18 protein-coding genes are annotated in these 24,990 nt (G+C 70.3%); 9 read left to right on the forward strand and 9 right to left on the reverse strand.

Features of this window, described 5'->3' with window-relative positions; translation table 11 throughout:
• Positions 1-680: 680 nt before the first annotated feature.
• The 3 genes from BLV39_RS02930 to BLV39_RS02940 all read right to left on the reverse strand — a co-directional run bounded on the left by BLV39_RS02930 (position 681) and on the right by BLV39_RS02940 (position 5,467).
• Complete coding sequence (locus tag BLV39_RS02930; protein WP_176984744.1) at positions 681-3,947, reverse strand: BTAD domain-containing putative transcriptional regulator; 3,267 nt, start codon at positions 3,945-3,947, stop codon at positions 681-683.
• Between the two features lie 370 nt (positions 3,948-4,317).
• Positions 4,318-4,887 (reverse strand): OmpA family protein, encoded by a 570-nt coding sequence (locus tag BLV39_RS02935; RefSeq protein ID WP_176984745.1) that lies wholly within the window; start codon positions 4,885-4,887, stop codon positions 4,318-4,320.
• Between the two features lie 40 nt (positions 4,888-4,927).
• Positions 4,928-5,467, reverse strand: a complete 540-nt coding sequence (locus BLV39_RS02940) for a hypothetical protein (RefSeq protein WP_143049625.1) — start codon at positions 5,465-5,467, stop codon at positions 4,928-4,930.
• On the opposite strand from BLV39_RS02940, the gene BLV39_RS42795 reads away from it, so the two are divergent.
• From BLV39_RS42795 to BLV39_RS02955, 4 genes are all read left to right on the forward strand, one after another.
• Positions 5,466-5,606, forward strand: coding sequence for a hypothetical protein (locus BLV39_RS42795; RefSeq protein ID WP_176984746.1), 141 nt, complete (start codon positions 5,466-5,468; stop codon positions 5,604-5,606). The genes BLV39_RS02940 and BLV39_RS42795 overlap by 2 nt on opposite strands.
• 910 nt (positions 5,607-6,516) lie before the next feature.
• Positions 6,517-6,750: a winged helix-turn-helix domain-containing protein gene (locus BLV39_RS02945; RefSeq protein WP_089252336.1), complete on the forward strand. Its 234-nt coding sequence runs from the start codon at positions 6,517-6,519 to the stop codon at positions 6,748-6,750.
• Positions 6,747-7,697 (forward strand): threonine ammonia-lyase, encoded by a 951-nt coding sequence (locus BLV39_RS02950; RefSeq protein ID WP_239083683.1) that lies wholly within the window; start codon positions 6,747-6,749, stop codon positions 7,695-7,697. The genes BLV39_RS02945 and BLV39_RS02950 overlap by 4 nt, the downstream gene beginning before the upstream one ends.
• 59 nt (positions 7,698-7,756) lie before the next feature.
• Positions 7,757-7,999 (forward strand): hypothetical protein, encoded by a 243-nt coding sequence (locus tag BLV39_RS02955; RefSeq protein ID WP_090786794.1) that lies wholly within the window; start codon positions 7,757-7,759, stop codon positions 7,997-7,999.
• 65 nt (positions 8,000-8,064) lie between these two features.
• On the opposite strand, the gene BLV39_RS02960 is transcribed toward BLV39_RS02955, so the two are convergent.
• The gene (locus BLV39_RS02960) at positions 8,065-10,167 is read right to left on the reverse strand and encodes a S9 family peptidase (RefSeq protein ID WP_090786797.1); all 2,103 of its coding nucleotides are present in this window, start codon (positions 10,165-10,167) and stop codon (positions 8,065-8,067) included.
• Positions 10,168-10,235: 68 nt separating this feature from the next.
• Here BLV39_RS02960 and BLV39_RS02965 point away from each other — a divergent pair, with 68 nt between their 5' ends.
• Positions 10,236-11,525, forward strand: coding sequence for an FAD-binding oxidoreductase (locus BLV39_RS02965; protein WP_090786800.1), 1,290 nt, complete (start codon positions 10,236-10,238; stop codon positions 11,523-11,525).
• Here BLV39_RS02965 and BLV39_RS02970 read toward each other — a convergent pair.
• The 4 genes from BLV39_RS02970 to BLV39_RS02985 all read right to left on the reverse strand — a co-directional run bounded on the left by BLV39_RS02970 (position 11,520) and on the right by BLV39_RS02985 (position 17,382).
• Positions 11,520-12,152: an ATP-dependent Clp protease proteolytic subunit gene (locus BLV39_RS02970; RefSeq protein ID WP_090786803.1), complete on the reverse strand. Its 633-nt coding sequence runs from the start codon at positions 12,150-12,152 to the stop codon at positions 11,520-11,522. The two genes, BLV39_RS02965 and BLV39_RS02970, sit on opposite strands and share 6 nt — an antisense overlap.
• Before the next feature lie 246 nt (positions 12,153-12,398).
• The gene (locus tag BLV39_RS02975; RefSeq protein WP_204082780.1) at positions 12,399-14,021 is read right to left on the reverse strand and encodes an MFS transporter; all 1,623 of its coding nucleotides are present in this window, start codon (positions 14,019-14,021) and stop codon (positions 12,399-12,401) included.
• A 26-nt stretch (positions 14,022-14,047) separates the two neighbouring features.
• Entirely contained in the window at positions 14,048-14,560 is a 513-nt protein-coding gene (locus BLV39_RS02980; RefSeq protein ID WP_090786805.1) for an SAM-dependent methyltransferase, read from the reverse strand.
• 722 nt (positions 14,561-15,282) lie between these two features.
• Positions 15,283-17,382: a SpoIIE family protein phosphatase gene (locus BLV39_RS02985; protein ID WP_090786808.1), complete on the reverse strand. Its 2,100-nt coding sequence runs from the start codon at positions 17,380-17,382 to the stop codon at positions 15,283-15,285.
• Between the two features lie 178 nt (positions 17,383-17,560).
• On the opposite strand from BLV39_RS02985, the gene BLV39_RS02990 reads away from it, so the two are divergent.
• Positions 17,561-22,039 (forward strand): HAMP domain-containing protein, encoded by a 4,479-nt coding sequence (locus BLV39_RS02990; protein WP_090786813.1) that lies wholly within the window; start codon positions 17,561-17,563, stop codon positions 22,037-22,039.
• A 9-nt stretch (positions 22,040-22,048) separates the two neighbouring features.
• The gene (locus BLV39_RS02995) at positions 22,049-22,594 is read left to right on the forward strand and encodes a response regulator (RefSeq protein ID WP_090786816.1); all 546 of its coding nucleotides are present in this window, start codon (positions 22,049-22,051) and stop codon (positions 22,592-22,594) included.
• Here the strand turns inward: BLV39_RS02995 and BLV39_RS03000 are convergent.
• Positions 22,591-22,926 (reverse strand): STAS domain-containing protein, encoded by a 336-nt coding sequence (locus BLV39_RS03000; protein ID WP_090786819.1) that lies wholly within the window; start codon positions 22,924-22,926, stop codon positions 22,591-22,593. The two genes, BLV39_RS02995 and BLV39_RS03000, sit on opposite strands and share 4 nt — an antisense overlap.
• A 99-nt stretch (positions 22,927-23,025) precedes the next feature.
• Here BLV39_RS03000 and hemL point away from each other — a divergent pair, with 99 nt between their 5' ends.
• Together hemL and BLV39_RS03010 are read left to right on the forward strand one after the other, a co-directional pair.
• Entirely contained in the window at positions 23,026-24,345 is a 1,320-nt protein-coding gene (hemL, locus tag BLV39_RS03005) for a glutamate-1-semialdehyde 2,1-aminomutase (protein ID WP_090786822.1), read from the forward strand.
• Complete coding sequence (locus tag BLV39_RS03010; RefSeq protein ID WP_090786825.1) at positions 24,342-24,989, forward strand: histidine phosphatase family protein; 648 nt, start codon at positions 24,342-24,344, stop codon at positions 24,987-24,989. Before hemL ends, BLV39_RS03010 begins: the two co-directional genes overlap by 4 nt.
• Position 24,990: the final 1 nt, after the last annotated feature.

Here is a 24,990-nt window from a genome sequence, read left to right on the forward strand (position 1 = left end):
AATATCGAACGTCCACCATGTGCGAACCCGCCGGTGATGCTGCCGGTCCGGCCGCGGTCGGCGCGTGCTGGCGCCGGTCAGTGTGTCCGTCCGGACCATGCCGTCACGATCAAGCGGCGATCAGGTCGCTCCGCCGTAGCGTGCCGCACCGACACCCCGTTCGGACTTCTATCAAGGGAGATCTCGTCGTGCGTAGCACCAGGGCATTGCGCTGGATCGCGGCCGTCGTCATGACGACCACCGCGGCGGTGGTCGGGCTGGTCCAGCCCGCCTCGGCCGCACCGGTGGTGCTGAGGACCGTGCCGATCTACAACCTGCTCACCCTCGAGGCGCAAAAGCCCAAGGTGATGGCCGTGCTGAACGCCTCGACCGGCAACACGGCTCCGATGATCCAGGCCCCCTTCAGCGAGCCATTGCCGAACAACGACTTCATCGTCATGGAACGGGAGGGCACCGCCAACCTGTACCGGCTCAAGCCACAGCACACGTACACCAATGACGGCAACGTGCACAACGACAAGTGCCTCGCGGTGAAGAACGCCGACGGGGGCAACAACATCCCGATCGTCAACGCTGCGTGTACGTACGACGACACCGACAACGACGTCTGGAAGCTGGAGTACGGCTATCTCGACCAGTTCACCGGCGCCTACTTCATCTCGCCGCCGCTCGGGAGCGGGTCATCGCCCGGGCGGCGGCGTCGCGCGCCGCCGGCGTTCGGCGACGTGCGCCCGCAGGGTCTCGGCTTCGGGCATACGCAGGTTGGCGTAGAGGGCGACAGCCCGTCCGAAGTGGAGGCCAGCGTCGGTGGGGGACCCAAGTGCGTCGTGCGCGTGGCCAAGGCCGGCGTGCGCACGCGCCTGCTCGTCGCGGGCGCCACTGATCGTGGTCAGGGTGAGTGCCGCGGTGTGGTGGTCGAGTGCCTCGGCGTGCTGTCCGGTCGCCCGCGCCGCCTCACCGAGGCCGTTGCGCGCATTGCCTTCGCCGTTCTGGTCGCCGAGCTCCCGGAACATCGTCTCCGCCTGCCGCAGCAGGTCGGCCGCTTCGGTGTGGCGTCCGAGCTCCGGGTAGACGACTCCGAGGCTGGCCATCGCCGACGCCTCGCCGCTGCGGTCGCCGTTGCGTTGGTACTGGCGTAGGGACCGAAGATAGAGCTCGGCAGCCCTGCTGTGGTGGCCGCGCCGGTGCTCGACGCGGCCGAGCCGTTCGAGCGCGTCGCCGTCGCCGGGTGCGTCGCCGATGGTGCGGCACAGCGTGAGGGCCCGCTGAACGTGGCCCGCTGAGGCATCGAGGCGTCCCAGTTGGTACTCGTCCCGGCCGAGGTTGATCAACGCCCGTACCTGACCGAGCTGGTCCCCGACGTCCAGATAGCGGTTCAGCGCGCGCCGGTGGAGGTCGGCCGCGGGGCCGTAGCGCCCACGGCGCTGCTCGACGCTGCCGAGGTTGTTCAGTGCCCGCGCTTCGCCGCCGCGGTCGCCGACGTGCCGGAAATGCCTCCGGGCGGTACGCAGGTAGTCGGCGGCCAGATCGAACTGCCCGCACTTGAAATGGAAGCAGCCGAGACCGTGCAGGGCATGTGCCTGAGCGGCCCGGTCGCCGTCGAGTCGTGCGGCGGCCAGCGCGTGGCGATAGATGATCAATGCGTCCGTGTAGTGGCTGGCCTCGAGATAGCGAAACAGCACGGTCGCGAGACGGATCGCGTGGCTGCCCCGGCCGTGCGCTGCGGCGTATGCGACCACCGCGACCAGGGTGGGTCGCTCGGCGTCGAGCCAGGCCAGGGCGGACGCGGCAGCGGACAGGTCGGGCATGGGCGTCGGCGACTCCGGCACCCGCGGCCGCCGGTGCGCCTCGGCGGGATGCAGGACGTCCATCGCCGCTGCCGCGGTGGCCAGGTAGAAGTCGAGGAGCCGGCCGTACGCCGATGCGCGTTCCCGCTCTCCGCAGAGTTGTATCGCGTACGCCCGGAGGAGGTCGTGCATGCCGTGCCGGCCGGCGTCGTTGGCCTGGGTCAGGTGCGCACGGCCGAGCGCGGCCAGCGTGCGACCCGCCTGGCGGGGCGTGGTGTCGGCCAACGCCGCCGCGGCGTACGGGTCGAGATCCGCTCCCGGATGGAGCCCGAGCAGCCGGAACGTTCGGGCGTCGTCGGCGCTCAGGTTTCGCATCGACCAGGAGAAGACCGTGGCGACGGCGGCCCGGGGATCGCCGCCGGCGTCCAGGGACCGCAGCCGCTGATGGTGGTCGGCCAGCTCGGCGACGAGGTCGGCGAGTGGCGTCTGGCTACGCGCGGCAGCCAGCTCGGCCGCGACCCGCAGCGCCAACGGAAGGTGGGCGCACTGCCGGGCGAGCGCCACGACAGCGTCGAGCGATGCCTGCGCCCGCGTGCCGAGCAGCCGGCGGAGCAGGACGACTGACTCGTCCTCGCGCAGGAGGTCGAGGTCGACCCGCCGGGCGCCCTGGGTCGCGACGAGGCCGGCCAGGTCGTCGCGGCTGGTGACCACGACGGCGCAGCCGGCGGTGCCCGGCAGCAGCGGCCGGACCTGCTCGGCCGTGCCGGCGTTGTCGAGCAGCATCAACACGCGCCGGCCAGCCAGCTCCGTGCGGAGCTGTGCGGCCCGCTCGTCGACCGTGAGGGCGAGGTCCGCGCCCGGCACGCCGAGGCCGGTGAGGAGCCGCGCCAGTGCGTCGGCGGGGTCCAGTGGCGTGTCGGGGTCGTACCCCCGGAGGTTCAGGTAGAGCTGGCCGTCCGGGAACTTCTCGGCGACCAGGTGCGCCCAATGGACGGCCAGCGCGGTCTTGCCCGCGCCGGCGGTGCCGGCGACCACCGCGACGGAGTCCGTGGTGAGCAACTGGTCCAGCGCCGCCAACTGCGGGGTGCGACCGACGAACGGCGACGTTGCGGCTGGGAGCTGGGCGGGAATGCGCCGCGCCGGCCGGTCCGCCGGCGCCGCACCGGTCGCGGGCCGCGCGCCGCGCAGGATGCGCAGGTGGATGTCGGCGAGCGCGGCGCCCGGCTCGACTCCAAGCTCGTCCGCGAGCACGGCGCGCAGGTCCGCGAACACCCGCAGGGCGGCCGCCCTCTCGTCGGCGGCCGCGAGCGCGAGCATCAGCCGGCCGTGCACGGCCTCCTGGAGCGGCTCTTCACGACAGAGCGCCCGCAGGGCGGGAATCGCCCGCTCACCGGCGCCGAGCGCGATGGCGGCGTCGGCGTAGGCCACGGTGGCGGCGATCCGCCGCTGCCCGGCGGCAATGGCAGCCGGATGTTGGCGCAGGCGGTCACCCGCGTCGACGAGCGCGGGTCCGCGCCAGCAGCGCAGCGCGTCCGCGTACAACTCGGCCGCCTGCGCCGGGTGGCCGTCCGTCCAGGCGGCCTGAGCACGCGTCTCGAGATCCTCGAACCGCGCCAGGTCGACCTCCTGGAAGCTCAGCTCAGCCGCGTAACCGAGACCGGCGAACCGCACGGTGTGGCCGGCCGGGCCGAGCAGCGCGCGCACCTCACCGACGTAGAGCTGGACCAGGTTGCGCGCGGTCCGCGGTGGCCGGTCTCCCCACAGCGCGTCGACGAAGTCGTCGACGGGCACGGTCCGGCCGTGCTGCAGGGCGAGGAGCGCGACCACCGTGCGCTGCCGCTCGGACCGGATGTCCAACGGGGAACCGTTGACGACGACGTCCAGCGGGCCGAGCACGCCGATGCGCAGTTGCCCGCCGCTGCCGCCGGCGGCGGTCAAGACGGACAGCAACGCCTCGTGCTCCTGGACGCTCAGCGCCAGTGCGTCGAGCAGGCCGCGAACCGATCGCGACCGCGGCCGCCCGATCCGGCCCTGCTCGATGTCGCGCACCGCGCGCACGCTCAGGCCCGCCCGCCGGGCCAGTTCCTGCTGGGTCAGGCCGGCCGCCGACCGATGCCGGTGGATCGCCGCTCCGACGTATGCCGCTTGGTGCTCGCCCACGACCGTCCCGCACTCACAGACCTGAATGGATCGCCCATGGTAGTGGTCCCGGTGCAGCACCGTACGGTGGCGCGACGCCATCATCGCTTGATCGATACCAGGGGGTGTGGCGTCGCGCTGACCAGCGCTGACGCGTCATAACCGGCATACGACCGGCAGCACCACCGGCGGCTTCCCGCCTATCGAGACGTCAGCTTCGCGCCGCGAGCCGGCGGCGTTCCGATTGGACCACCTCGTTGAGCCGTTCCAGGTCGCCTTGCGCTGCGGCCGATCACTGGTCAGAAGAACGCCGACAAATCGCGGAACGCAATCGCCCCTACCTGGCAGCGGCTCCAAGGTGGGCCGCGAAGGCCGGTCCGCGTGTAGACCGCTATTTGTCGAAGCGGATCTCGACTCGGCGGTTCTTCGCCCGGCCGGCGGGGTTGTCCTTGCCATTCGCGGTGGTTTCCACCGCGATCGGTTCGCTCTCGCCGTGTCCGGTGGCCTTGAAGGTCACCGAGGTGCCGGCCAACAGCGCCTTGAGCGCGATCCGGACGGTCTCGGCGCGCCGGCGTGACAGCTCCAGGTTGTCGGTCGGGTTGCCGATCGCGTCCGTGTGACCATCGATCAGGATCACACCCTTGGCCTGGCCCCGGATCCGATCGGCAATCCGCGCCAGCTTCTGATGCGCGGCCGCCGTCAGATTCGCCTTCCCGAACTTGAACAACACGTCGGCGCCGAGGGTGAGTTCGACCCGATCGGTGCTCTCGGCCTCGGTGCTGTCACCTTCGATGCTCCCGGTGACGACGAAAACATCCACCGCGGCGGTCACCACGTCGATTACCGGGGCGGTAACCCCCTCGTCGTTGGCGTCCAGGCGTGGCCCACCAACCGCGATCGTCTCGAGGTCCGGCGTGGCGGCGGGTATCGCCCACGCCGCAGTGGGAAAGAGCATCGCCATGGTGCCCGCGATCGTGGCCGCGAGTCGCCCCAGCGGGCCGCTAGCCGAGCGGAACATTCTCGAACACCGGGATCTGCGGGATGATCAGGTCGATGGCCGTGACGTCGGCGGGCGGAGCCCCGAAGGTGGCGAAGAGCTCGGCCGTCTGCTGCGGCTTCACGAACACCGCGTTGAGGTTGGTCGAGGCGAGAAACTCCTCGTTGGCGTTACGCGCCACCAGATACTGCTTGTGGTTCTTGCGATCGAGCAGGTAGACGCCGGAGAAGCTTTGCTTGTTGTCGACGCTTCTGGTCGCACCGGCGAAGGTGTCATTGATCTGCCAACCCAACGAGGAACCCTGCCCGTCCGGCGTCAGGTTCGTCACCTGGACGTTGATGGTCACGAACCCTTGATCCCGACGCGGCCCGTACAGGTCAATCTTGATCGGCACAGCCTCGCCCGCGTAGCTGACTTGCGCCTCCACTGTCGCCACAATCGCCCCCCGCTGCTGCGGCCCGCCCTGCGCCTGGCCGCCGGCGGGAGCCTGCTGGCCCGCCGGGATGCCGGCGGTCTGCTCCCGGCCCGACTTCGAGCCGGGCATGCAGCCGCTGGTCAGCAGCGTTGCGGCCAATGCCAACGTGACCGCGGTCCTCGCCCTGGGCAATCGCACGATGTTGCCTTTCGTTCGTGATCCGTTCGCGAGTGACGTTACTGATGATCAGACCGGCCTTTATCCCTGATCCATGCCACGCTGACCAGCCGCCAGCCCCCGCACGGTCAACGCGGACCGGCTCACCGTCGCGCGTCGGGAACCCAACTGCCGTGGACGCCGAGCGGCCGTCGATATCCGCGACGCCGCCCTTGTCGAGCTCGCGAACTCATCGAAGTCACCTAGGCCCTGGCCGAAGGTGCGACGTGACGGCTGTTTGAGATGCCTTTGGCGGTCTGCCTGAGGATCCCCGCCCTCAGCGGTCTTCGGCCGGCCGACCACTGTGGATGGTTGTGAGCCTCTAGGTGCGGTCCTGTTTGCGGTGCCGGCATCGCCAGACGGCCGCCGTGTCGTGGATCGGGGAGGTCGATGCCGGCCACGATCAGGAGTTCCGCTGCCTCCACCCGGAAGGCGCACGGAAATCGGCCGAGACACCCAGCGATAGCGCACCGGGTGGGGTCGTTCGGGTTGCGGCCGTGTTCCAGATAGCTGCGGTTCCATGCTTCGACCCGGGCTGGGTCGGGTGGCTTGCCGTAGAACATCGCCAACACCTCCTGCGGGTGCCGCGGCAGACAGCGGCCCGGAGCTCTCGTCACGGACCGCTGCCGCCGCAGGCCGGTGCCCGGATCCCGGTGCGGGCGAGGCGGGCCCGCGACGACGCTGGGGCGTACCCGGGAAATGGGCATGGCCATCTGGGAGCGCCGGGGCGGGTCGGTGACGGGGCTCCGAACCCGCCCCGGCTCGGAACGGGCGGGTGCCCGAACCGGGGGTGAAGGAGCCCGTTCGCAAGGGCCAACTCGGAAGCGAACACCTTCAGTGATACATGCTGCCAGGGCAACTCTGGCACGTCTACCTTGCCTCGCAACTTTGGTTAGTCGTCTTGTGGTTGCAAGATTGCAACAGGGGTGATCTACTGGACAGGCCAACTCGGAAGTGAGCCGATGTCCCCTTACAAGCCGGACTACCGACGCGTCGCTGACGACCTCCGCGAGCAGATCAAGGACGGTCGGCTGGCGCCAGGTGCCAAGCTGCCGACCAAGCGCGAGATGTGCGCGCAATACGGGGTGAGCAGCCAGACCATCGAGTCCGCCATGCTGGTCCTCAAGACCGAGGGCCTGCTCGACGGCCGCCAGGGCAAGGGCGTCTACGTCGCCCGTCCGGAGAGCGAAGGGTGACCGTCGACCTCATCTCGGTCGACGACGTCGAAGCGGCGGCCCGGGCGATCGCCGGCTCGGTGGTGCGCACCACCGTGTTGCCGGCGGCCTGGGCCCCCGGCCTGCACCTCAAGCCCGAAAGCCTCCAGCCTGTCGGTTCGTTCAAGCTCCGCGGCGCCACCAACGCGATCTCGCGGCTGACACCCGAGCAGCGCGCCCGCGGCGTCGTCACGCACTCGTCGGGCAATCACGGCCAGGCATTGGCGTACGCCGCCCGGGTCTTCGCCGCCCCTTGTGTCGTCGTCATTCCTGAGACGGCACCGGACATCAAGATTGCGGCGGTACGCGACATCGGCGCGGAAGTCGTCATGGTCCCGCCGAGTCAGCGGGTGGTGGTGGCGCAGAAGTTGGCCGACGAGCGCGGCCTCACGCTGATCCCGCCGTACGACCATCGCGACATCATCGCCGGTCAGGGCACCGTCGGCCTGGAGATTCTCGAGGACTGCCCGGACGTCGACGTGGTGCTCGTTCCCGTCGGTGGCGGCGGGCTCGCATCCGGTGTGGCGACGGCGATCAAGGCCCGCCGGCCCTCGGCGAAGGTGTTCGGCGTCGAGCCGGACCTGGCCGGTGACGCGCACGAGTCATTGCTTCGCGGCACCATGGTCACCTGGGACGTCGCGGACCTGATCAGGACCAGCGCCGACGGCCTACGGGTGCCGCTGAGCGAGCTCACCTTCGAGCATCTGCACGCCCGGCTGGACGGCATCGTCACCGTCACCGAAGCGCAGATCACGGCGGCCACGAGTCTGTTGGTGCGGCGGTCGCGCCTGGTGGTCGAGCCGAGTGGGGCCGTGTCGACGGCGGCGTTCCTGTTCCGGCGCGACCAGTTGCCGCCGGGCAAGACGGTCGCGGTCATCTCTGGCGGCAATGTGGACCCCGCGGTTCTCGCCGCAGCGGCGGCCGCCTGAATATCTTCGGGCCCGGTTGGGTACTGACGCTCCATCCACAAACCTGGAGGAGTGCCGGCATGTCCTACCCGACCAGTCCCGCGCGGCCGCGTAGCTCGGCCGCCCGCATCTGCACCATCATCGCGTTCGTCTTCGCCGTGCTCGCGGTGCTCATCTCGCCGCTGATCTTCGGCCTGCTCGGCCTGATCCTGGGCGTCGTCGGTGCGGTGCTCGGCGACAAGCCGCTCGGCTGGTACGCGGCCGGGGCCAGCGTCGCCGGCGCGGTGCTCGGCATCATCATCAGCTCCGCGCTGATGAACTGACGAAGGAAGGGTCCCTTGTTATCGCTTTCCGCATAACAAGGGACCCTTATTAACGCCCCGCGAAGTCAGTCGGCCAGGCCGACACGGTCGAGGACCCATGCCGCGATGAACGCCTCGTCCTTCCAAGCGTCGTAGCGGCCGCTCGGCCCGCCATGGCCCGCGCCCATCTCGGTCTTGAGCAGATAGTGCCCGCGCGGTGCGGTGGCCCGCAGCCTGGCCACCCACTTCGTCGGCTCGTGGTAGAGCACGCGGGTGTCGTTCAGGCTGCTGGCCGCCAGGATCGCGGGATAGTCCACATCAGACACGTTCTCGTAGGGCGAGTACGACTTCATGTACGAGTAGACCTCGGGGTCGGCGAGCGGGTTGCCCCACTCTTCCCACTCCATCACGGTCAGCGGCAGCGACGGGTCCAGGATGGACGTCAACGGGTCCACAAAGGGCACCTCGGCGACGATCGCGGTGAACGCCTGCGGTGCGAGGTTGGCGATCGCACCCATCAGCAGGCCGCCGGCCGAGCCGCCACGGGCGACCAGTCGGTCCGCCGAGGTCCAGCCGGCCTTCGTGAGGTGCTGGGCGCAAGCGACGAAATCGCTGAACGTGTTCTTCTTGGCCAGCAGCTTGCCGTTCTCGTACCAGTGACGCCCCATCTCGCCGCCGCCGCGCACGTGTGCGACCGCGAAGACCATGCCCCGGTCGAGCAGGGACAGCCGCGGCACGGAGAACCACGGGTCCATCGAGGCCTCGTACGAGCCGTAGCCGTAGAGCACGCACGGCGCCGAGCCGTCGCGCGGCGTGCCCTTGCGGCGGATCAACGAGATCGGCACGCGCGTGCCGTCGTCGGCCAGCGCCCACTCGCGGTGCTGCTCGTAGTCTTCCGGGTCGAACTCGCGCCCGTCCGGGCCTGGCTGGACCGGCTTGCGCTTGCGCAGCACCAGCTCGCCGGTGGCCAGTTCGTAGTCGTACACCGACTCCGGCGTGGTCAGTGACGTGTAGCGCAGCCGTACGCTGCCGGTCTGGTATTCCGGGTTGGCGTCGAGGTTGACGCTGTAGATCGGCTCAGGGAACCGCATGTCGTAGCCCTCGGTCTCGCCGAGCGGCAGGATGCGCAGGCCACTGAGGCCGTCGCGGCGCAGCGAGACGACCAGGTGCTCGGCGAACGCGTCGACCGACTCCAGCCGCGTGCCGGGCTGGTGGGGAACCATCGTCACCCAACTGGACGGGTCGTCGATCGACGTGTACGCGAGCTCGAAGTCCTCGGCGCCGTCGTTGTGCAGGATCAGGAACCGGTGTCCGTGGTGCTCGACCGAGTATTCGATGCCCTGCCGGCGGGGGGCGATCAGCGCGGGCTCGGAGGCCGGGTCGGCGGAGGAGATCACCCGCACCTCGCTGGTGATCTTGCTGCCGGCCTCGATCAGGATGTAGCGCTGCGAACGGGTCAGGTCGACTCCGACCCAGAAACGTTCGTCGGGCTCCTCGTACACGATCACGTCGTCGCTGGTCGGCGTCCCGACCGAGTGCCGCCAGACGCGGTAGGGGCGCCACGCGTCGTCGACGGTCAGATAGAAGAGCGTGCCACCGTCGTACGACCAGGCGGTGCCGTAGAAGGTGTCGGGCACCTCGTCGGGCAGTACCTCGCCGGTGCGCAGGTCCTTGATCTTCAGCGTGAAGCGCTCGTCGCCGATGAAGTCGGTCGAGTAGGCGAGCTGGTTGCCGTCGGGGCTGACGTCGAACGCGCCCAGCGAGAAGAACTCGTGCCCGTCGGCGAGGGCGTTGCCGTCGAGCAGGATCTCCTCGCCCGGCAGCGGTGCGCCGTCGCCGGTGGTCGGCGGTGTGGTCTGCGCGGGGTCGCCCGCCGGCACGCGAGCGTGGATCGGGTACTGCTGCCCCTCGACCGTGCGGGTGTAGTACCAGAAGTCGCCCATCCGGGTCGGCACCGAGAGGTCGGTCTCCTGCGTGCGCATCCGGATCTCGCCGAACAGCTTCTCCCGCAGCGGGGCCAGATGCGCGGTCACCGCTTCGGTGTACGCGTTCTCCGCCTGGAGGTGCGTGAGCGTGTCGGGATCGTCCTTTTCCGCGAGCCACGCGTAGTCGTCGATGATCGTGTCGCCGTGGTGAGTGCGTTCCTGCTGGACCCGCTTGGCGACAGGGGCTTTCGGCTCGTCGGTCACGCAGTCACGCTACCCGGCCCGGCGTTCGATGGCGTTGCGGGTCGTTCGAACATGTGTACGATTGCGCCATGACTTTGCCGGGGGGCTCCGACGTGGGGAGGCGGCTGGCTTCGATCTGTGGTGAGGGGTTCGCGCGCGAGGCCGGCCCCGCCGATGACGTGGTCGGCGTCCCCGCACGGTGGGTGGCCGCACCCGGCACGGTGGAGGCGGCCTCGGCGGTCCTGGCACTGGCCGCCGCCAACGATCTCGCGGTCGTCCCGCGCGGTGCGGCGACCAAGCTCGACTGGGGGGCACCGCCCGCCCGGCTCGACTTGCTGGTCGACACCGGTCGGCTGGCCGGCATCTGGCACCGCGACGCCGGCGAGCTCAGCGTCGAGGTCGGCGCCGGCACACCCGTGCGTGCCGTGCAGGCCGCGCTGGGCCAGCGTGGCCACCGGTTGGCCTGCGACCCCCGCTCGATCGGCGCGACACTCGGCGGCATCCTGGCGGCCGACGAGAGTGGCCCACTGCGGCACCGCTACGGCACGCCGTGCGAGCAGGTGGTCGGCGTGAGCTATGTCGACGCCGAGGGCCGGCTGCATCACTCCGCGGGCTGGTCGATGCGCGGTGCCGACGGCCCCGGGCTCAACCAGGTGCTGTGCGGCTCGCAGGGCGCGCTGGCCCTGCTGGTCTCGGCGACCCTGCGCACCCAGGCGGCGCCGGCCGCCCGGGTCTGGGTGACCCGCTCGGTGTGGACCCCGCTCGAAGTGCACGACCTGGTCCGCCAGGCGCTGGCCGCGTCGGTGGCCCCGTCGGCGATCGAGGTCGACCTGCCGGCACACCGGGCGATCCTGATCCCGCGCCAGCGCAGCCGCCAGGGTCCGGGCACCGTGGCCCTCCTGTTGGAGGGCTCGCGTGCCGACGTCATCGAGCGGGCCGAGCAGGTGGTCGGGGTGCTCGGCGGCGATGCCCGGGCGGTGGAGACGCCGCCGCGCTGGTGGCATCGCTATCCGTTCGAGCCGGGTGAGGTCGCGCTGCGCCTGTCGGTTCCGATCAGCGACCTGCACGCGGCCATCTACGCGTTGCGCGACGCGGTGGGCGGCCCGGTGCCGGTGCGCGGCGCGGCGGGCATCGGCGTCGTCCACGCGGCGCTACCGGCGAGCCTGGGCGGCGAGCGGGTGTCCGCGATCCTCACCGCCGTCCGTGGCGTGCTGCTGTTCCGCGGCGGCACCTGCGTGGTGACCTCGGCGCCGCCGGCGATCCGCCAGGCGATCGACATGTGGGGCCCGGTGGCCGCCCTGCCGACGCTGCGGGAGGTGAAAGAACGCTTCGACCCGCAGCGGCGCATGGCGCCGGGCCGCTACATCGGTGGCCTATGAGGCCTTCTTGCCGGGCGCGACGATCTCGTGCACCAGGCCATACTCGCGGGCTTCCTCGGCGGTGAGCTGGCGGCCGCGCGACAGGTCGTCCTCGATGCGGCTGCGGGGCTGGCCGGTGGCTTGGGCGATCCGCACGATCAGGTCGTCCAGGACACGCAGGTGATGGCCCGCGGCGTGGGCGACGTCCTCTGCGGTGCCGGAAACGCCCGCGGCCCGTGGCTCCCGGAGGCGGAACCGGGTGTGCGGGAAGGCCCGCCGGTGCGATGCGATCGCGTACAGGCCGACTGCCGCGCCGCCGATCTCGGCGGAGGCGAGGGCGTGCACGGGCGCGTGCATCACGTCGACGGCGTCGATGACGGCGAAGACCGCGTCCAGGTCGCCGTCGGGGCTGCGCAGGTGCAGCTCGACCGGGTCCTGGCCCTGCGCGTCGAGGGTGAGCAGCGTCGCGGCGGTCCGGGTGGCGGCCGCGCCGGTCACGATGCCCTGGAGCAGGACGATGCGCCGGTCGAAGAGCTTCTCCTCGAGCCACGGCGCCAACGGCGGCGCGCTGTCGGCCGGTTGCTGCTCGGACCACTGCGGTGTCCCGGGCGGCAGGTTCCACCGGCGTGGGTGCTCGTCGAGGGGCATCGTCAGTCCCTTCCGTCGTGGGCGCGACCGAGTCACCGGGTGCTCCGATGTCGACGGTCGTCGCCGCGGGTAGCTGAGACGGACCGGGCGGTCGACTGGGTGTCGAATCGCCGCGCGGCTGCGTCGAGCCCTCCGCCGACCGTATACCGGGCAGGCGGCACAGGCCGTGATCGTTCGCGCGCGGCGAACACCCTGGGCGGTCGGGTCTTGTGGCAGTTGCCTGCCGGGGCCGATTGGGTGGGCGGGTCAGGCGGGGGCGACCGGGGGATCGAGGGGTCCGCCGGCGTTGTCGTCGTCGCGGCGCGCGGCGCGGGTCGGGGTCTCGACCGGCTCGGTGGCCTCGTATTCGACCTTGCCGCCCGGGTGGAAGAGGGCGAAGCAGAGGGCCACGAACAGCGCGACGGCCATGCCGTAGAAGACCACGCGGCTGGCTTCCGCGTAGTCGCGTTGGATGGCGGCGAACGCGGCATCCCGGATCGAGGGCGGGAGCGCGGACGCCGCGTTGCTGGCACCGGTCGAAGTCATCAGGGAGTTGGCGGCGGTGGCCGCGTCGGCGCTGGGTACGCCCAGGCCGGACAGCGACGTCGTGATCTTGTCCCGGCCGACCTGGAGGAGCACCGTGCCCAGGATGGCCAGGCTCAGGCTCGACCCGTAGTTGCGCAGCGTCTGGGTGATGCCGGTGACCTCACCGTACGAGGCGTTGATCGCGCGGTTGACCGCGTCCGTGCTGGCCGGACCCAGGAAGAAGCCGATGCCGGCGCCGGAGAGGATGATCCAGTACCACTGGCTGCCTTCGGACAGGGTGGTCAGGCTGCGGGCCCAGAACGCGAAACCGATCGTGCCGAGCACGCAGCCCACGATCATCGGGCGGCGGGCGCCGCCCTGGTCGAGCATGCGGCCGCCGATCTGGGCCGCGACCACGAAGCCGCCGAAGAAGATGAGCAGGTAGAGCCCGGCGCCGCTGGCGGACTGGCCCAGTGAGATCTGCGAGTAGACGCTGGCGAAGAAGAACAGCGGCACGAAGGCCATCAGGCCGAAGAACAGGACCGCGTTGTCGATGGTGAACGCGCGGTCCCGGAAGATCCGCACCTTGATCAGCGGGGTCTCGGTGCGAAGCTCGACCAGCACGAAGATCACGAGGATCGCGAAGCCGGCGACGATGCACAGCCAGGTGCGCCAGCTATCCCAGCCCCACGAGCTCGCCTGCTGGAGGCCGAGCACGCTCAATGCCATGCCGGCGACGATCAACCCCGCGCCGCGCCAGTCGAGCTTTTCGCGGCGGTGGGCCGGGTTCACCCGGGCGTACCAGGTCAGCACGATCGCGATGATCGCCACCGGTACGTTCACCCAGAAGATCGCCCGCCAGGTGTACTGGGTGAGCCAGCCGCCCAGGATCGGCCCGATCGCGGTCAGGCCGCCGCTGATGCCGAAGAAGATCGCCAAGGCCCTGCCTCGCTGCCGCAGCGGAAAGGCGGCGACCACGATGGCCAGCGCGGCCGGGAACAGCAGCGCGGCGCCGAAGCCCTGGATGACCCGGAAGATGATCAACCACGCCTCGGCCCCGTCGCCCTCCGGGGTCGCGCCGCACAGGGCCGACGCGACGGCGAAGATGGTCACGCCGATCAGGACCATCCGCCGGTGGCCGAGGATGTCGGCGAGCCGGCCGCCGAAGGCGAAGAAGGCCGACAACGACAGCAGATAACCGTTGATCACCCACTGGATCGCGGACGCCGAGATGCCGAGCTCTCCGGAGATGTCGGGCACGGCGATCGACACGATCGTCTGGTCGATGAACGTCATCGCGACGGCGAACACCATCGCCGCGAGCGCGGTGTACTTGTTCGACCCGGGCTCAGCGGTGGGTGTCATCAATACACGCTAAACGGGCATAGCCCTCAGCGGGTTGTATTCGGTGGCGTGGCGGCCACGCACTGCAAGCCGTCGGCCGAGGTCACAGCGGTGTCGAACCCGGCAGCCACGAAACGCGCCGCCGCCCGCGCCGCGATCTCGTCGGACCGCCCTGGCGTGGGTCCACGGCCCCAACAGGCGTACATCGTGCCGCCCGGCACCAACAGCCGCCGCAGCAAGGCAAGCTCCTCACGCGCGGGCGTGGTCCAGAACAGATTCACGTTGATCGAGAAGATCTTGTCGAAGCGGCCCAGCTCACCGACCCCGTCGAGAGTGAACGGTGCCTGGACCACAGCCAGCCGCCCGGCCTCGACGCAGTCGGCGTTTCGGGCCAGCGTCTTCTTGACCGCCGTAAGCGATCGATCGATCGCTGTCATCGACCCGCTACGCAGGCGTCCACAGACCAACGCGGCCGCCGTCCCGCCACCGCAGCCGATCTCCATGATCCGCTCGGCCGGACCAGGATCGACCCGGTCGACCGACCACCGGATCCGATCCACGAGCTACCTCCCAGGTCCGTCTCCTACCGATCATCGCAGCCCTCGCTGAACCGGACCGCCGCCAACGAAGCTCCAGATCCCTTGATCACTTTCCAGCGGACGCGATCAAGCGCATGTCGCCCAGGTTGCTGTCGCTGGATGGGTGGCGTGGGCCGGTGGCGGGCGGCCATGCAGGGGTGGCTGGGCTGCTGCGGTCGGGTGGGTGCGGGGGCAGGGGCGAGCGGCCCGGGTGGTGGTGCGGGGCAGGTGGCGAGTGATTGTGGGTGCGTGGCCAGGGCTGTTGGCGCTGGGTGGGTGGCCAGGGCTGGTGATGCTGGGTGGGTGGCGCGGGCCGTTGACGAGTGGTCGTGCGTGGTTGGTTGGGCTGGTGGCCGCCGGTGGCTGGCTCGGGCTGTGCCCCGCCGATCGTCGCGGCCAGGCATGGCCGCGCTTATGGTCGACGACCCGCTGGCGTGTCGGCCGCCCGCGAGTGGCATCGCCTGGGAGCACACGTGTTCTTGCATGTACGTACGTGCAAGAACACGTCGGGGTTGGAGAACATCACCCGTCCCCGCGCGACACGCTCGCAGGAACGCAACACGCCGTCGCGACAACCTGGATGGGACGTCTCGGCTGACGAGGATCGGCCGGGCGCTGGGGCGGCCAACGGGCTGAATCGCCGAGATCGATGAGACATACGGCAGATGCCCTAGGCCGGAGGCAACCGCTCCGGGAGGGGGCGGCTAGTTGGGCAAGGCGTCGTTGCGGAGGACGAGGATCGCGATGTCGTCTCGGGGGGTGTCTGCGGAGAAGCCGAGCACAGTGGTTTTGAGTCGTGCCGCGACTACGTCCGCCGAGTACCCCGCCAACGGAGCCGCCGCGTCGCGTAGGCGTTCCGGGCCGAACAGGTCGCGTCCCCGGCGTCGCTCGGTGACTCCGTCCGTGTAGAAGACCAGGGCGTCGCCTGGGCGCAGGGTCAGCTCGGCCACCGGGGTCGCTACTTCGTCTAGCAGGCCGAGCGCAGTGCCACCCGTACCCACGAACGTCGCTCGGCCGTCGGCGCGGACCGCGACCGGGCGGTCGTGGCCGGCCAGGTGCAGTGAGACCGCGAGGTCGCCCTCGCCCGACGGGGCGGGGCCGACCGCGGCCAGCGCTAGCGTGCAGTAGCGCCCGCCGCCGCGTTCGACCAGCGTCTCGTTGAGTCGGGCCAAGGCCTCGGGGAGCGGCCGGCCGTCGTGGACCAGCACGCGGATCACGTCGCGGACCAGGCCGGTGACCGCCGCTGCCGGCACGCCCTTGCCGGAGACGTCGCCGACCACCACCAGCCAGCGGTCGTCGGTGAGTGGGACCACGTCGTAGAAGTCGCCGCCGACCTCGGCCGCGTCGCCTGTCGGCACGTACTCCGCCGCGAAGCCGATGCCCTTGACCACCGGTAGGACCGGCGGGAGCAGCGACTGTTGGAGGGTGTGTGCGACCTTGCGGCGCTCCTCGTGGATCCGGGCGTTCTCGATCGCCAGGCCGGCCCGTCGGGCCACGTCCTCGATCACCGCGATCTCGTCCGGGTCGTGGCGGTGACGTTGGTGCCGGCCTACCGCCAGCGTGCCGAGCCGCTGCCCGCGGGCCACCAGCGGCACCGCGAAGCCTTCCATGGGCGGACCGAGCGGCACCTGCGCCTCGGTCCGGGACGCCTCGCGCAGCCGGGACAGCATCGACTCCGGGCCGGACTCCGCGAGCACCGCGTGCAGGCGGGGGAGCATCGACTCGTCGGCGTGGCTCGCCGCGGCGAGGTGCAGCCGGCCCCACTCGTCGGTGGTGTGCACCGCGCACCACTGGCCCAGCCGGGGCACTACGAGCTGCGGGATCAGGGCCATTGTCAGCTGTACGTCGAGCGACTGGGCCAGCAGTTCGCTCGCCTCGGCCAGGAACGTGAGCCAGCTCTGGCGCCGCATGTCGGCACGGCGCAGCCGGTCGTTCTCCACATAGAGCGAGAGCCGTTCGGCCACCAGCGCGGCGAGCGGCTGGGCGTAGCTGGACGGCGCGGCGTCGAGCTCGAGCTCGCCGCTGTACGGCCGGTTGACCGCCAGCGGGGTCCGCAGCAGCTCGTCGTCCGGCCGGGGTGGGCGGCCGTAGCGCGCGAGTACCCGGGAGCCGGCACCGTCGCCGCGGTCGAGGCGGACCACGCCGCCGGCCGCGCCGACCATCTCCGCGACGCGGGAGAGCAGGTCGTTGGCGAAGTCGGGCAGTGGATCATCGGCGTACGGGTCCGGGGCGGTCTGGCTGAGCTGGGCCATCTCGGTCGCCGTGGGGGTCGGGCCGGGAGTGGGCGGGGCCGCGACGGGCACGCTGCCGAGCACCGCGCCGGTCGCCAACTGCCGGGGTACGACCGCGTGTGGCGAAACTGACCCGTCAGATCTGTCGAGCCGGAACCAGACGCCCTTGCGTGCCCCTTCGTGGATCGTGCCCCAGCGGGAGGCGAAATGGTCGACAAGCAACAATCCACGCCCCCTTTCCGAAATTTCGGAAATGTCCGAAGCGTCGGCTCGGGGTCTCGCCAGCACCGTCTCGATCGGCCCGCCCGCGAAGTCAGTGACCGTCACCGTCAGGCCGACGCCGTCGGCTGACACCTCGATATCGAGGTCAGTCCCCGCGTGGACGACCCCGTTGGTCGTCAACTCCGTGGTCAGCAGCAACGCCTCGTTGCTCAGGTCGTCGAGCCCGGCTTCGGCCAGAACGGCACGCACCAGGGCCCTCGCGGCAGCCGGCGTGCGCCGGTCGGCGGGCAGGCGTACATGACGGACGTGCTCGACCTGGCCCGCGACGCCCTCCCCTGACACGCTTAGCATCCTGCCCCGAAGCGGCGGAATGTTCCAAGCCGCCCGGTCTGGCAGCGGTAATCCGGAGGCGTGGCCTCGCGCCCGGCATGCGGCAAAGGCCATGATGGGAAGGCTGCCGGCGGCATCCCCCCGTCGACATCTCCCACGCAGACCGAGCGACCTCCCCACGCAGACCGAGCGAGGAACCATGACCACGGCGAAATCGATCACCGCCGCGGACCAGTCCGCCGCCGAAGACCCAAAGCAGCAGGCCGAGGCCCACGAGGCCCGCGAGGCCCGTGAGGCCTACGACGCCGACTCCAGGCAGCAGCGGCAGGAGCTGGCTGACGCACGGCGACAGCTCGACGAGCTGTCCGAGGGCCTGCGGCGAGTTGCCCGGGGCGACCTCAAGGTGCGCCTGCCGCGCCGGGCCGGCCTGGCCGGCGAGGTGGCCGACGCGTTCAACGACGTGGTCGCCACCCAGGAGCGGCAGCACCTCGACGTGCGCCGGATCGCCCGGATCGTCGGTCGCGACGGCCGGCTGACCGAGCGGCTCGACGAAGAGGGCTATGACGGCTCGTGGGCGGAGAGTCAGCGCGCGATCAACTCGTTGATCGACGACTTGGGCCGGCCGACCACCGAGATCGCCCGGGTCATCGTGGCGGTGGCCGACGGCGACCTGTCGCAGCACATGGCCCTCCAGATGGACGGCCGCCCGCTGCGCGGTGAGTTCCTGCGCATCGGTCGCACGGTCAACACGATGGTGGACCAGCTCAGCAGCTTCTCGAACGAGGTGACCCGCGTCGCCCGCGAGGTGGGCACCGAGGGTGAGCTCGGTGGCCAGGCCGACGTACGCGGCGTCGCCGGTACCTGGAAAGACCTGACCGACTCGGTCAACACGATGGCGTCCAACCTGACGCACCAGGTGCGGTCGATCTCGGCCGTGGCCACCGCCGTGGCTCGGGGCGACCTGAGTCAGAAGATCACCGTGAGCGCGCGAGGCGAGGTCGCGGCCCTGGCCGACACGATGAACTCGCTCACCGACACGCTGCGGCTGTTCGCCGAGCAGGTCACCCGGGTGGCCCGCGAGGTGGGCACCGAAGGCAAGCTCGGCGGCCAGGCGGCGGTGCCCAACGTCGCCGGCACCTGGAAGGACCTCACCGACTCGGTGAACTCGATGGCGAGCAACCTGACCGCCCAGGTCCGCAACATCGCCCAGGTGTCGACCGCGGTCGCGAACGGCGACCTCAGCCAGAAGATCACCGTGGCCGCGCAGGGCGAGATCCTCGAGCTCAAGGACACCGTCAACACGATGGTGGACCAGCTCAGTTCGTTCGCCGACGAGGTGACCCGGGTGGCCCGCGAGGTGGGCACCGAGGGCAAGCTCGGCGGCCAGGCCCAGGTGCGCGGGGTCTCCGGCACCTGGCGCGACCTCACCGAGAACGTGAACCAGCTCGCCGGCAACCTGACCAGCCAGGTCCGCAACATCTCCCAGGTCAGCACCGCGGTCGCGAAGGGCGACCTGAGCCAGAAGATCACGGTCGACGCCCGGGGCGAGATCCTCGAGCTGAAGAACACCGTGAACACGATGGTCGACCAGCTCAGCAGCTTCGCCGATGAGGTGACCCGGGTGGCCCGCGAGGTGGGCACCGAGGGCAAGCTGGGCGGCCAGGCCCAGGTCAAGGGCGTGAGTGGCACCTGGCGCGACCTGACCGACAACGTCAACTCGATGGCGTCCAACCTGACCAGCCAGGTCCGTAACATCGCGTCCGTCACCACCGCCGTCGCCAAGGGTGACCTCGGCCAGAAGATCACGGTCGACGCCCGGGGCGAGATCCTGGAGCTGAAGTCGACCGTCAACACGATGGTGGACCAGCTCAGTTCGTTCGCCGACGAGGTGACCCGGGTGGCCCGCGAGGTGGGCACGGAGGGCAAGCTCGGCGGTCAGGCCCAGGTCCGGGGCGTCGCGGGTACGTGGCGTGACCTCACCGACAACGTCAACTTCATGGCGTCCAACCTGACCAGCCAGGTCCGCAACATCGCCCAGGTCTCGACCGCAGTGGCCCGGGGCGACCTGAGCCAGAAGATCACGGTCGACGCGCAGGGCGAGATCCTGGAGCTGAAGAACACGGTCAACACGATGGTGGACCAGCTCTCGAGTTTTGCCGACGAGGTGACCCGGGTGGCCCGCGAGGTCGGCATCGAAGGTCAGCTCGGCGGTCAGGCCCAGGTCAAGGGGGTCAGCGGCACCTGGCGCGACCTGACCGACAACGTGAACTCGATGGCGTCCAACCTGACCGGCCAGGTCCGCAACATCGCCAGCGTCACGACCGCGGTGGCCCGGGGTGACCTCGGCCAGAAGATCACGGTCGACGCGCAGGGCGAGATCCTGGAGCTGAAGAACACGGTCAACACCATGGTCGACCAACTGTCGAGTTTCGCCGACGAGGTCACCCGGGTCGGCCGGGAGGTCGGCATCGAGGGCAAGCTCGGCGGCCAGGCCCAGGTGAAGGGCGTGAGTGGCACCTGGCGCGACCTGACCGACAACGTCAACCAACTCGCCTCGACGCTTACCACCCAGCTCCGCGCGATCGCGGAAGTCTCGACAAGTGTTACGCGCGGCGACCTGACCCAGCGGATCACCGTCGAGGCCCAGGGCGAGGTCGCTGACCTCAAGGACAACCTCAACCAGATGATCGTCACCCTGCGCGAGACGACGAAGAAGAACGCCGAGCAGGGCTGGCTCGACTCGAACGTGGCCCGGATCGGTGGTCTGTTGCAGGGCCAGCGGGACCTCGGCGAGGTGTGCCGCATGATCATGACCGAGGTGACCCCGCTGGTCGACGCCCAGCTCGGCGCGTTCTTCCTGGCCGACACCGACGAGGGTGTGGTCCGGCTGCGGCTGACGGCCTCCTACGGCTACGTCGCGCGCGACCACCACGTGATCTTCGGACCCGGCGAGGGCCTGGTCGGCCAGGCGGCCCTGTCCCGCCGGCCGATCCGGGTCGGCGCCGAGCCCACCGGCACGCTGACCCTGCGCTCAGGGATGCTCGACGCCCGGCCGCGTGACCTGGTCGTGCTGCCGGTGCTGTTCGAGGGCGAGGTGCTCGGCGTCATCGAGTTCGCCTGCATCGACGCGTTCTCCGACCTGCACCTCACGTTCCTGGAGCGGTTGGTCGCCACGATCGGCATCGCGCTCAACACCATCCAGGCCAACCGGCGCACGGAGGAACTGCTGGCCCAGTCCCAGCGGCTGGCGCACGAACTCCAGGAGCAGTCGGCCGAGCTGCAGCGCACCAACAACGAGCTGGAGGAGAAGGCGAAGCAGCTCTCCGACCAGAACATCAACATCGAGACGAAGAACCACGAGATCGAGCTGGCTCGGATCGGCCTGGAGGAGAAGGCGCGGCAGCTTTCCGCCGCGAGCGCGTACAAGACCGAGTTCCTGGCCAACATGAGCCACGAGCTGCGTACGCCGCTCAACTCCCTCCTACTACTAGCCCGGCTCTTGGCCGACAACACCGAGGAGAACCTGTCCGCGAAGCAGATCGAGTTCGCCCGCACCATCCACAGTGCCGGGTCCGACCTGCTCTCGCTGATCGACGACATCCTCGACCTCTCGAAGATCGAGGTCGGCCGGATGGACGTGGAACCGACGGAACTGAGATTTGACGAGATCCGGGGGTACGTCGAGCAGGCGTTCTCGCCGCAGGCGGAGGACAAGGGGCTGCGCTTCGAGGTGATGGTGGCGCCGGAGTTGCCGGACATGCTGATCACCGATGCCCAGCGGCTCCAGCAGATCCTGCGCAACCTGCTCTCGAACGCGGTCAAGTTCACCGACAGCGGCGAGGTGACGCTGCGCATCCAGGCCGCCGAGCCGAGCCAGGACCTCGACGCGCCGACGTTGCAGGCGGCCCACACCGTGTTCGCGTTCTCCGTGACGGACACCGGCATCGGGGTTCCCGACGACAAGCTCAGCCTGATCTTCGAGGCGTTCCAGCAGGCCGACGGCACGACCAGCCGGCGGTACGGGGGCACCGGGCTTGGCCTCTCGATCAGCCGCGACCTGGCCCGGCTCATCGGCGGCACGATCACAGTCGTCTCCGAGCCCGAGGTCGGTTCGACGTTCACGCTGCTCGTACCCGATGTGCTGGCTCCGGACGCGGTCGTCGCCCCGATGCCCGCACCAGCTCCACCGCGCACCACGGTGCCGCCGCTGCTGCGGCCGACCACCGAGCCGGTGCGCCAGCCCAGCGCGGCCAGCCGCGCGCTCGACGGCGCCACCGTGCTGATCATCGACGACGACGTCCGCAACGTGTTCGCCCTGACCAGCGCACTGGAGCTGCACGGCATGTCGGTGCTCTACGCCGACAACGGCGGCGACGGCGTGCGCTCCCTGGCCGAGCACCCGGAGGTCGACATCGTGCTGATGGACGCGATGATGCCGGACCAGGACGGCTACGAGACGACTCGGGTGATCCGCCGCAACCAGCACAACGCGGGCCTGCCGGTGGTCTTCCTGACCGCGAAGGCGATGCCCGGTGACCGGGAGTCGGCGATCGCGGCCGGCGCGAGCGACTACATCACGAAGCCGGTTGACCTCGACGAGCTGATCGACCTGATGGCGAGCTGGGTCCATGGCACCGCCGACCGCTTAACCCAAGAGGGAGGAGCCCTCGACGGCTAGGGTGGGGCGGTGAGTGGGACCGCGAAAGCACTTCTGGTCGATGACCGTAAGGAAAACCTCCTCGCGTTGGAGGCGATCCTCCAAGGTCTGCCGGTCAAGTCCGTGGCGGTCGAAGGCGGTGAGGCCGCGCTGAAACAGCTTCTCGTCGACGACTTCGCGGTCATCCTGCTGGACGCGCAGATGCCCGATATGGACGGCTTCGAGACGGCAAGCCACATCAAGCGGCGCGAGCGGACCCGGCACGTCCCGATCATCTTCCTCACCGCCGCGGACCGGGACGCGCAGCTCGCGTTGCGTGGTTACGCGGCGGGAGCGGTCGACTACCTGACGAAGCCGTTCGATCCGTGGGTGTTGCGCGCCAAGGTCTCGGTCTTCGTCGACCTGTGGACCAAGAGTCGTCAGCTCGCCGCGCACAGTGAGGACGTCCGCGAGCGGGACGCGCGTTGGAAGGGCCTGACCGAGGCCGTCGACGCGGCCACCGCCCTGCTGCGCTCCGACGAGGAAGGCTCGCGCGACCGCGCGATCGCGATGCTCGAACAGGCCCGCTGGGGCTAAGCCGCGGGGTCGCCGTTCTTGACCATCAGCGCTGAGCGGAGGCCGGTGATGTCGAGCACCCGCATGAGGAAGTCACCCACGTTGGTCAGCACGAGCACGCTCTGTGCGTCCCGGGCCTTGCGGCTGAGGACGACGAGCGTGCCGAGGCCCGTGGAGTCGCAGAACGTGACGCCGCCGAGATCGAGCGTGATCCGTGGGGTCGGCTCGGTCAGCACTTCGGTGATCGCGTTGACCAGACGGTTGCCGGTGAGCATGTCAATCTCGCCGACGAGACTCAGCACAGCCTCTTCGGGCGTGCGCCGCACGGTGATCGACAACTCCGGACGTTCCACGCCAGCAGCCTATCGCGATCTACCGTGCCCGGCCTGTCGAGAGGGTGTGGCAGGGGCGCCTGCCTGCCATCTCCTACACGCTGTCAGAATGGCAGCACCGTGACCGAAACATATTCGGCCGGCACCGCGCCGGCATCCGAGGCCCTGTTCCGCCGCGCCCGTGAGCTCACTCCGGGCGGGGTCAACTCACCTGTGCGTGCGTTCCGTGCGGTCGGCGGCACCCCACGCTTCATGGTCCGCGGCGAAGGCCCCTGGCTGTTCGACGCCGACGACCGCCGCTACCTCGACCTGGTCTGCTCCTGGGGCCCGCTGATCCACGGCCACGCGCATCCCGCCGTGGTCGACGCGGTCCAGAGCGCGGCCGCCCGCGGCACCAGCTTCGGCACGCCCACCCCGGGTGAGGTCGAGCTTGCCGCCGAGATGATCGCCCGGACCCCGATCGACCAGGTCCGCCTGGTCAACTCCGGCACCGAGGCGACGATGTCGGCGATCCGGCTGGCCCGCGGCTTCACCGGCCGGTCGAAGATCGTCAAGTTCGCCGGCTGCTACCACGGGCATGTGGACGCGCTGCTCGCGTCGGCCGGCTCCGGTGTCGCGACCTTCGCGCTGCCCGACTCGCCCGGCGTCACCGGCGCGTCGGCGGCCGACACGATCGTGTTGCCCTACAACGACCTCGCCGCGGTCGAGGCGGTCTTCGCCGCCGACGGTGCCGAGATCGCGGCCGTGATCACCGAGGCCGCGCCCGGGAACATGGGCGTGGTCGCGCCCCGAGAGGGCTTCAATGCCGGCGTCGCCCAGATCGCCCATGCCCATGGCGCGCTGTTCATCGTCGACGAGGTGATGACCGGCTTCCGGGTGACGCGGTCCGGCTGGGCCGGCATCGAAGAGACCGGCGCTGACCTCTTCACCTACGGCAAGGTGATGGGCGGCGGCCTGCCGGCCGCGGCGTTCGGCGGTCGCGCCGACATCATGGCCAGGCTCGCCCCGGCCGGCCCGGTCTACCAAGCCGGCACGCTCTCCGGTAACCCGCTGGCCTGTGCTGCCGGCCTGGCCTCGCTGCGGCTCGCCGACGATGCCGTCTACCGCCGCCTGGACGAGACCGCGGCCACCGTCGGCAAGCTCGCCGCCGAGGCGCTCGCCGCCGCGGGTGTGCCGCACCGGCTCTCGTACGCCGGCAACATGTTCTCGATCTTCTTCACCGACGCCGACGTGACCGATTTCGACGGCGCCAAGGCGCAGAACGTCGAAGCCTTCAAGGCGTTCTTCCACGCGATGCTCGACGCCGGCGTCTACCTCCCGCCGAGTGCGTTCGAGTCCTGGTTCGTGTCGACGGCGATCGACGACGCGGCCCTCGAAGTGTTGGCCGCGGCCCTCCCGGGCGCGGCGCGGGCGGCGGCGGACGCGGGGGGCGCGAGTTGACGACAACGGTGGTGCACGTGCTGCGGCACGGTGAGGTGCACAACCCAGACAAGATCCTGTACGGGCGGCTGCCCGGCTTCAAGCTCAGCGAGCTAGGCGGGCAGATGGCCAAGGCCGCCGCGCAGTCGCTCGCCGAGCGTGACGTCACGCACGTCGTGGCCAGCCCGCTCGAGCGGGCGCAGGAGACCGCCGAACCGATCGCGGCCCAGTTCGGCCTGCCGGTCGCGGTCGACGAGCGCCTGATCGAGAGCGCCAACTGGTTCGAGGGCAAGCGGGTCTCGCCCGGCGACGGTTCGTTCAGCGACCCGCGCAACTGGTGGGTGCTGCGCGACCCGCTGACCCCGTCCTGGGGTGAGGCCTACCGGGCGATCGCCGAGCGGATGTTCGCCGCCCTGCACGCCGCGCGGGTGGCCGCCGAGGGCCACGAGGCCGTCTGCATCTCGCACCAGCTCCCGATCTGGACGCTGCGCCGCTACGTCGAGCGCAAGCGGCTCTGGCACGACCCGCGCAAGCGTCAGTGCGGCCTGTGCAGCCTGACCTCGTTCCACTTCGATGGCACCAAGATCGTCGGCATCGGCTATTCCGAGCCGGCCGCGCACCTGGTCGCGCTGTCACCCAACGCCCGCAACGCCAAGGGCGCTTAGC

The organism is Asanoa ishikariensis (assembly GCF_900107455.1).
Classification (GTDB): Bacteria; Actinomycetota; Actinomycetes; order Mycobacteriales; family Micromonosporaceae; genus Asanoa; species Asanoa ishikariensis.

Excerpts from the sequence above, each read along its gene's own strand:
- BLV39_RS02975 (WP_204082780.1), bottom strand. The coding sequence starts at position 14,021 with ATGACACCCACCGCTGAGCCCGGGTCGAACAAGTACACCGCGCTCGCG.
- BLV39_RS02935 (WP_176984745.1), bottom strand. The coding sequence starts at position 4,887 with ATGGCGATGCTCTTTCCCACTGCGGCGTGGGCGATACCCGCCGCCACG.
- BLV39_RS02985 (WP_090786808.1), bottom strand. The coding sequence starts at position 17,382 with ATGCTAAGCGTGTCAGGGGAGGGCGTCGCGGGCCAGGTCGAGCACGTC.
- BLV39_RS02965 (WP_090786800.1), top strand. The coding sequence starts at position 10,236 with ATGACTTTGCCGGGGGGCTCCGACGTGGGGAGGCGGCTGGCTTCGATC.
- BLV39_RS02945 (WP_089252336.1), top strand. The coding sequence starts at position 6,517 with ATGTCCCCTTACAAGCCGGACTACCGACGCGTCGCTGACGACCTCCGC.
- BLV39_RS02970 (WP_090786803.1), bottom strand. The coding sequence starts at position 12,152 with ATGCCCCTCGACGAGCACCCACGCCGGTGGAACCTGCCGCCCGGGACA.
- BLV39_RS42795 (WP_176984746.1), top strand. The coding sequence starts at position 5,466 with ATGCAGCCGCTGGTCAGCAGCGTTGCGGCCAATGCCAACGTGACCGCG.
- BLV39_RS02990 (WP_090786813.1), top strand. The coding sequence starts at position 17,561 with ATGACCACGGCGAAATCGATCACCGCCGCGGACCAGTCCGCCGCCGAA.
- BLV39_RS02955 (WP_090786794.1), top strand. The coding sequence starts at position 7,757 with ATGTCCTACCCGACCAGTCCCGCGCGGCCGCGTAGCTCGGCCGCCCGC.
- BLV39_RS02940 (WP_143049625.1), bottom strand. The coding sequence starts at position 5,467 with ATGCCCGGCTCGAAGTCGGGCCGGGAGCAGACCGCCGGCATCCCGGCG.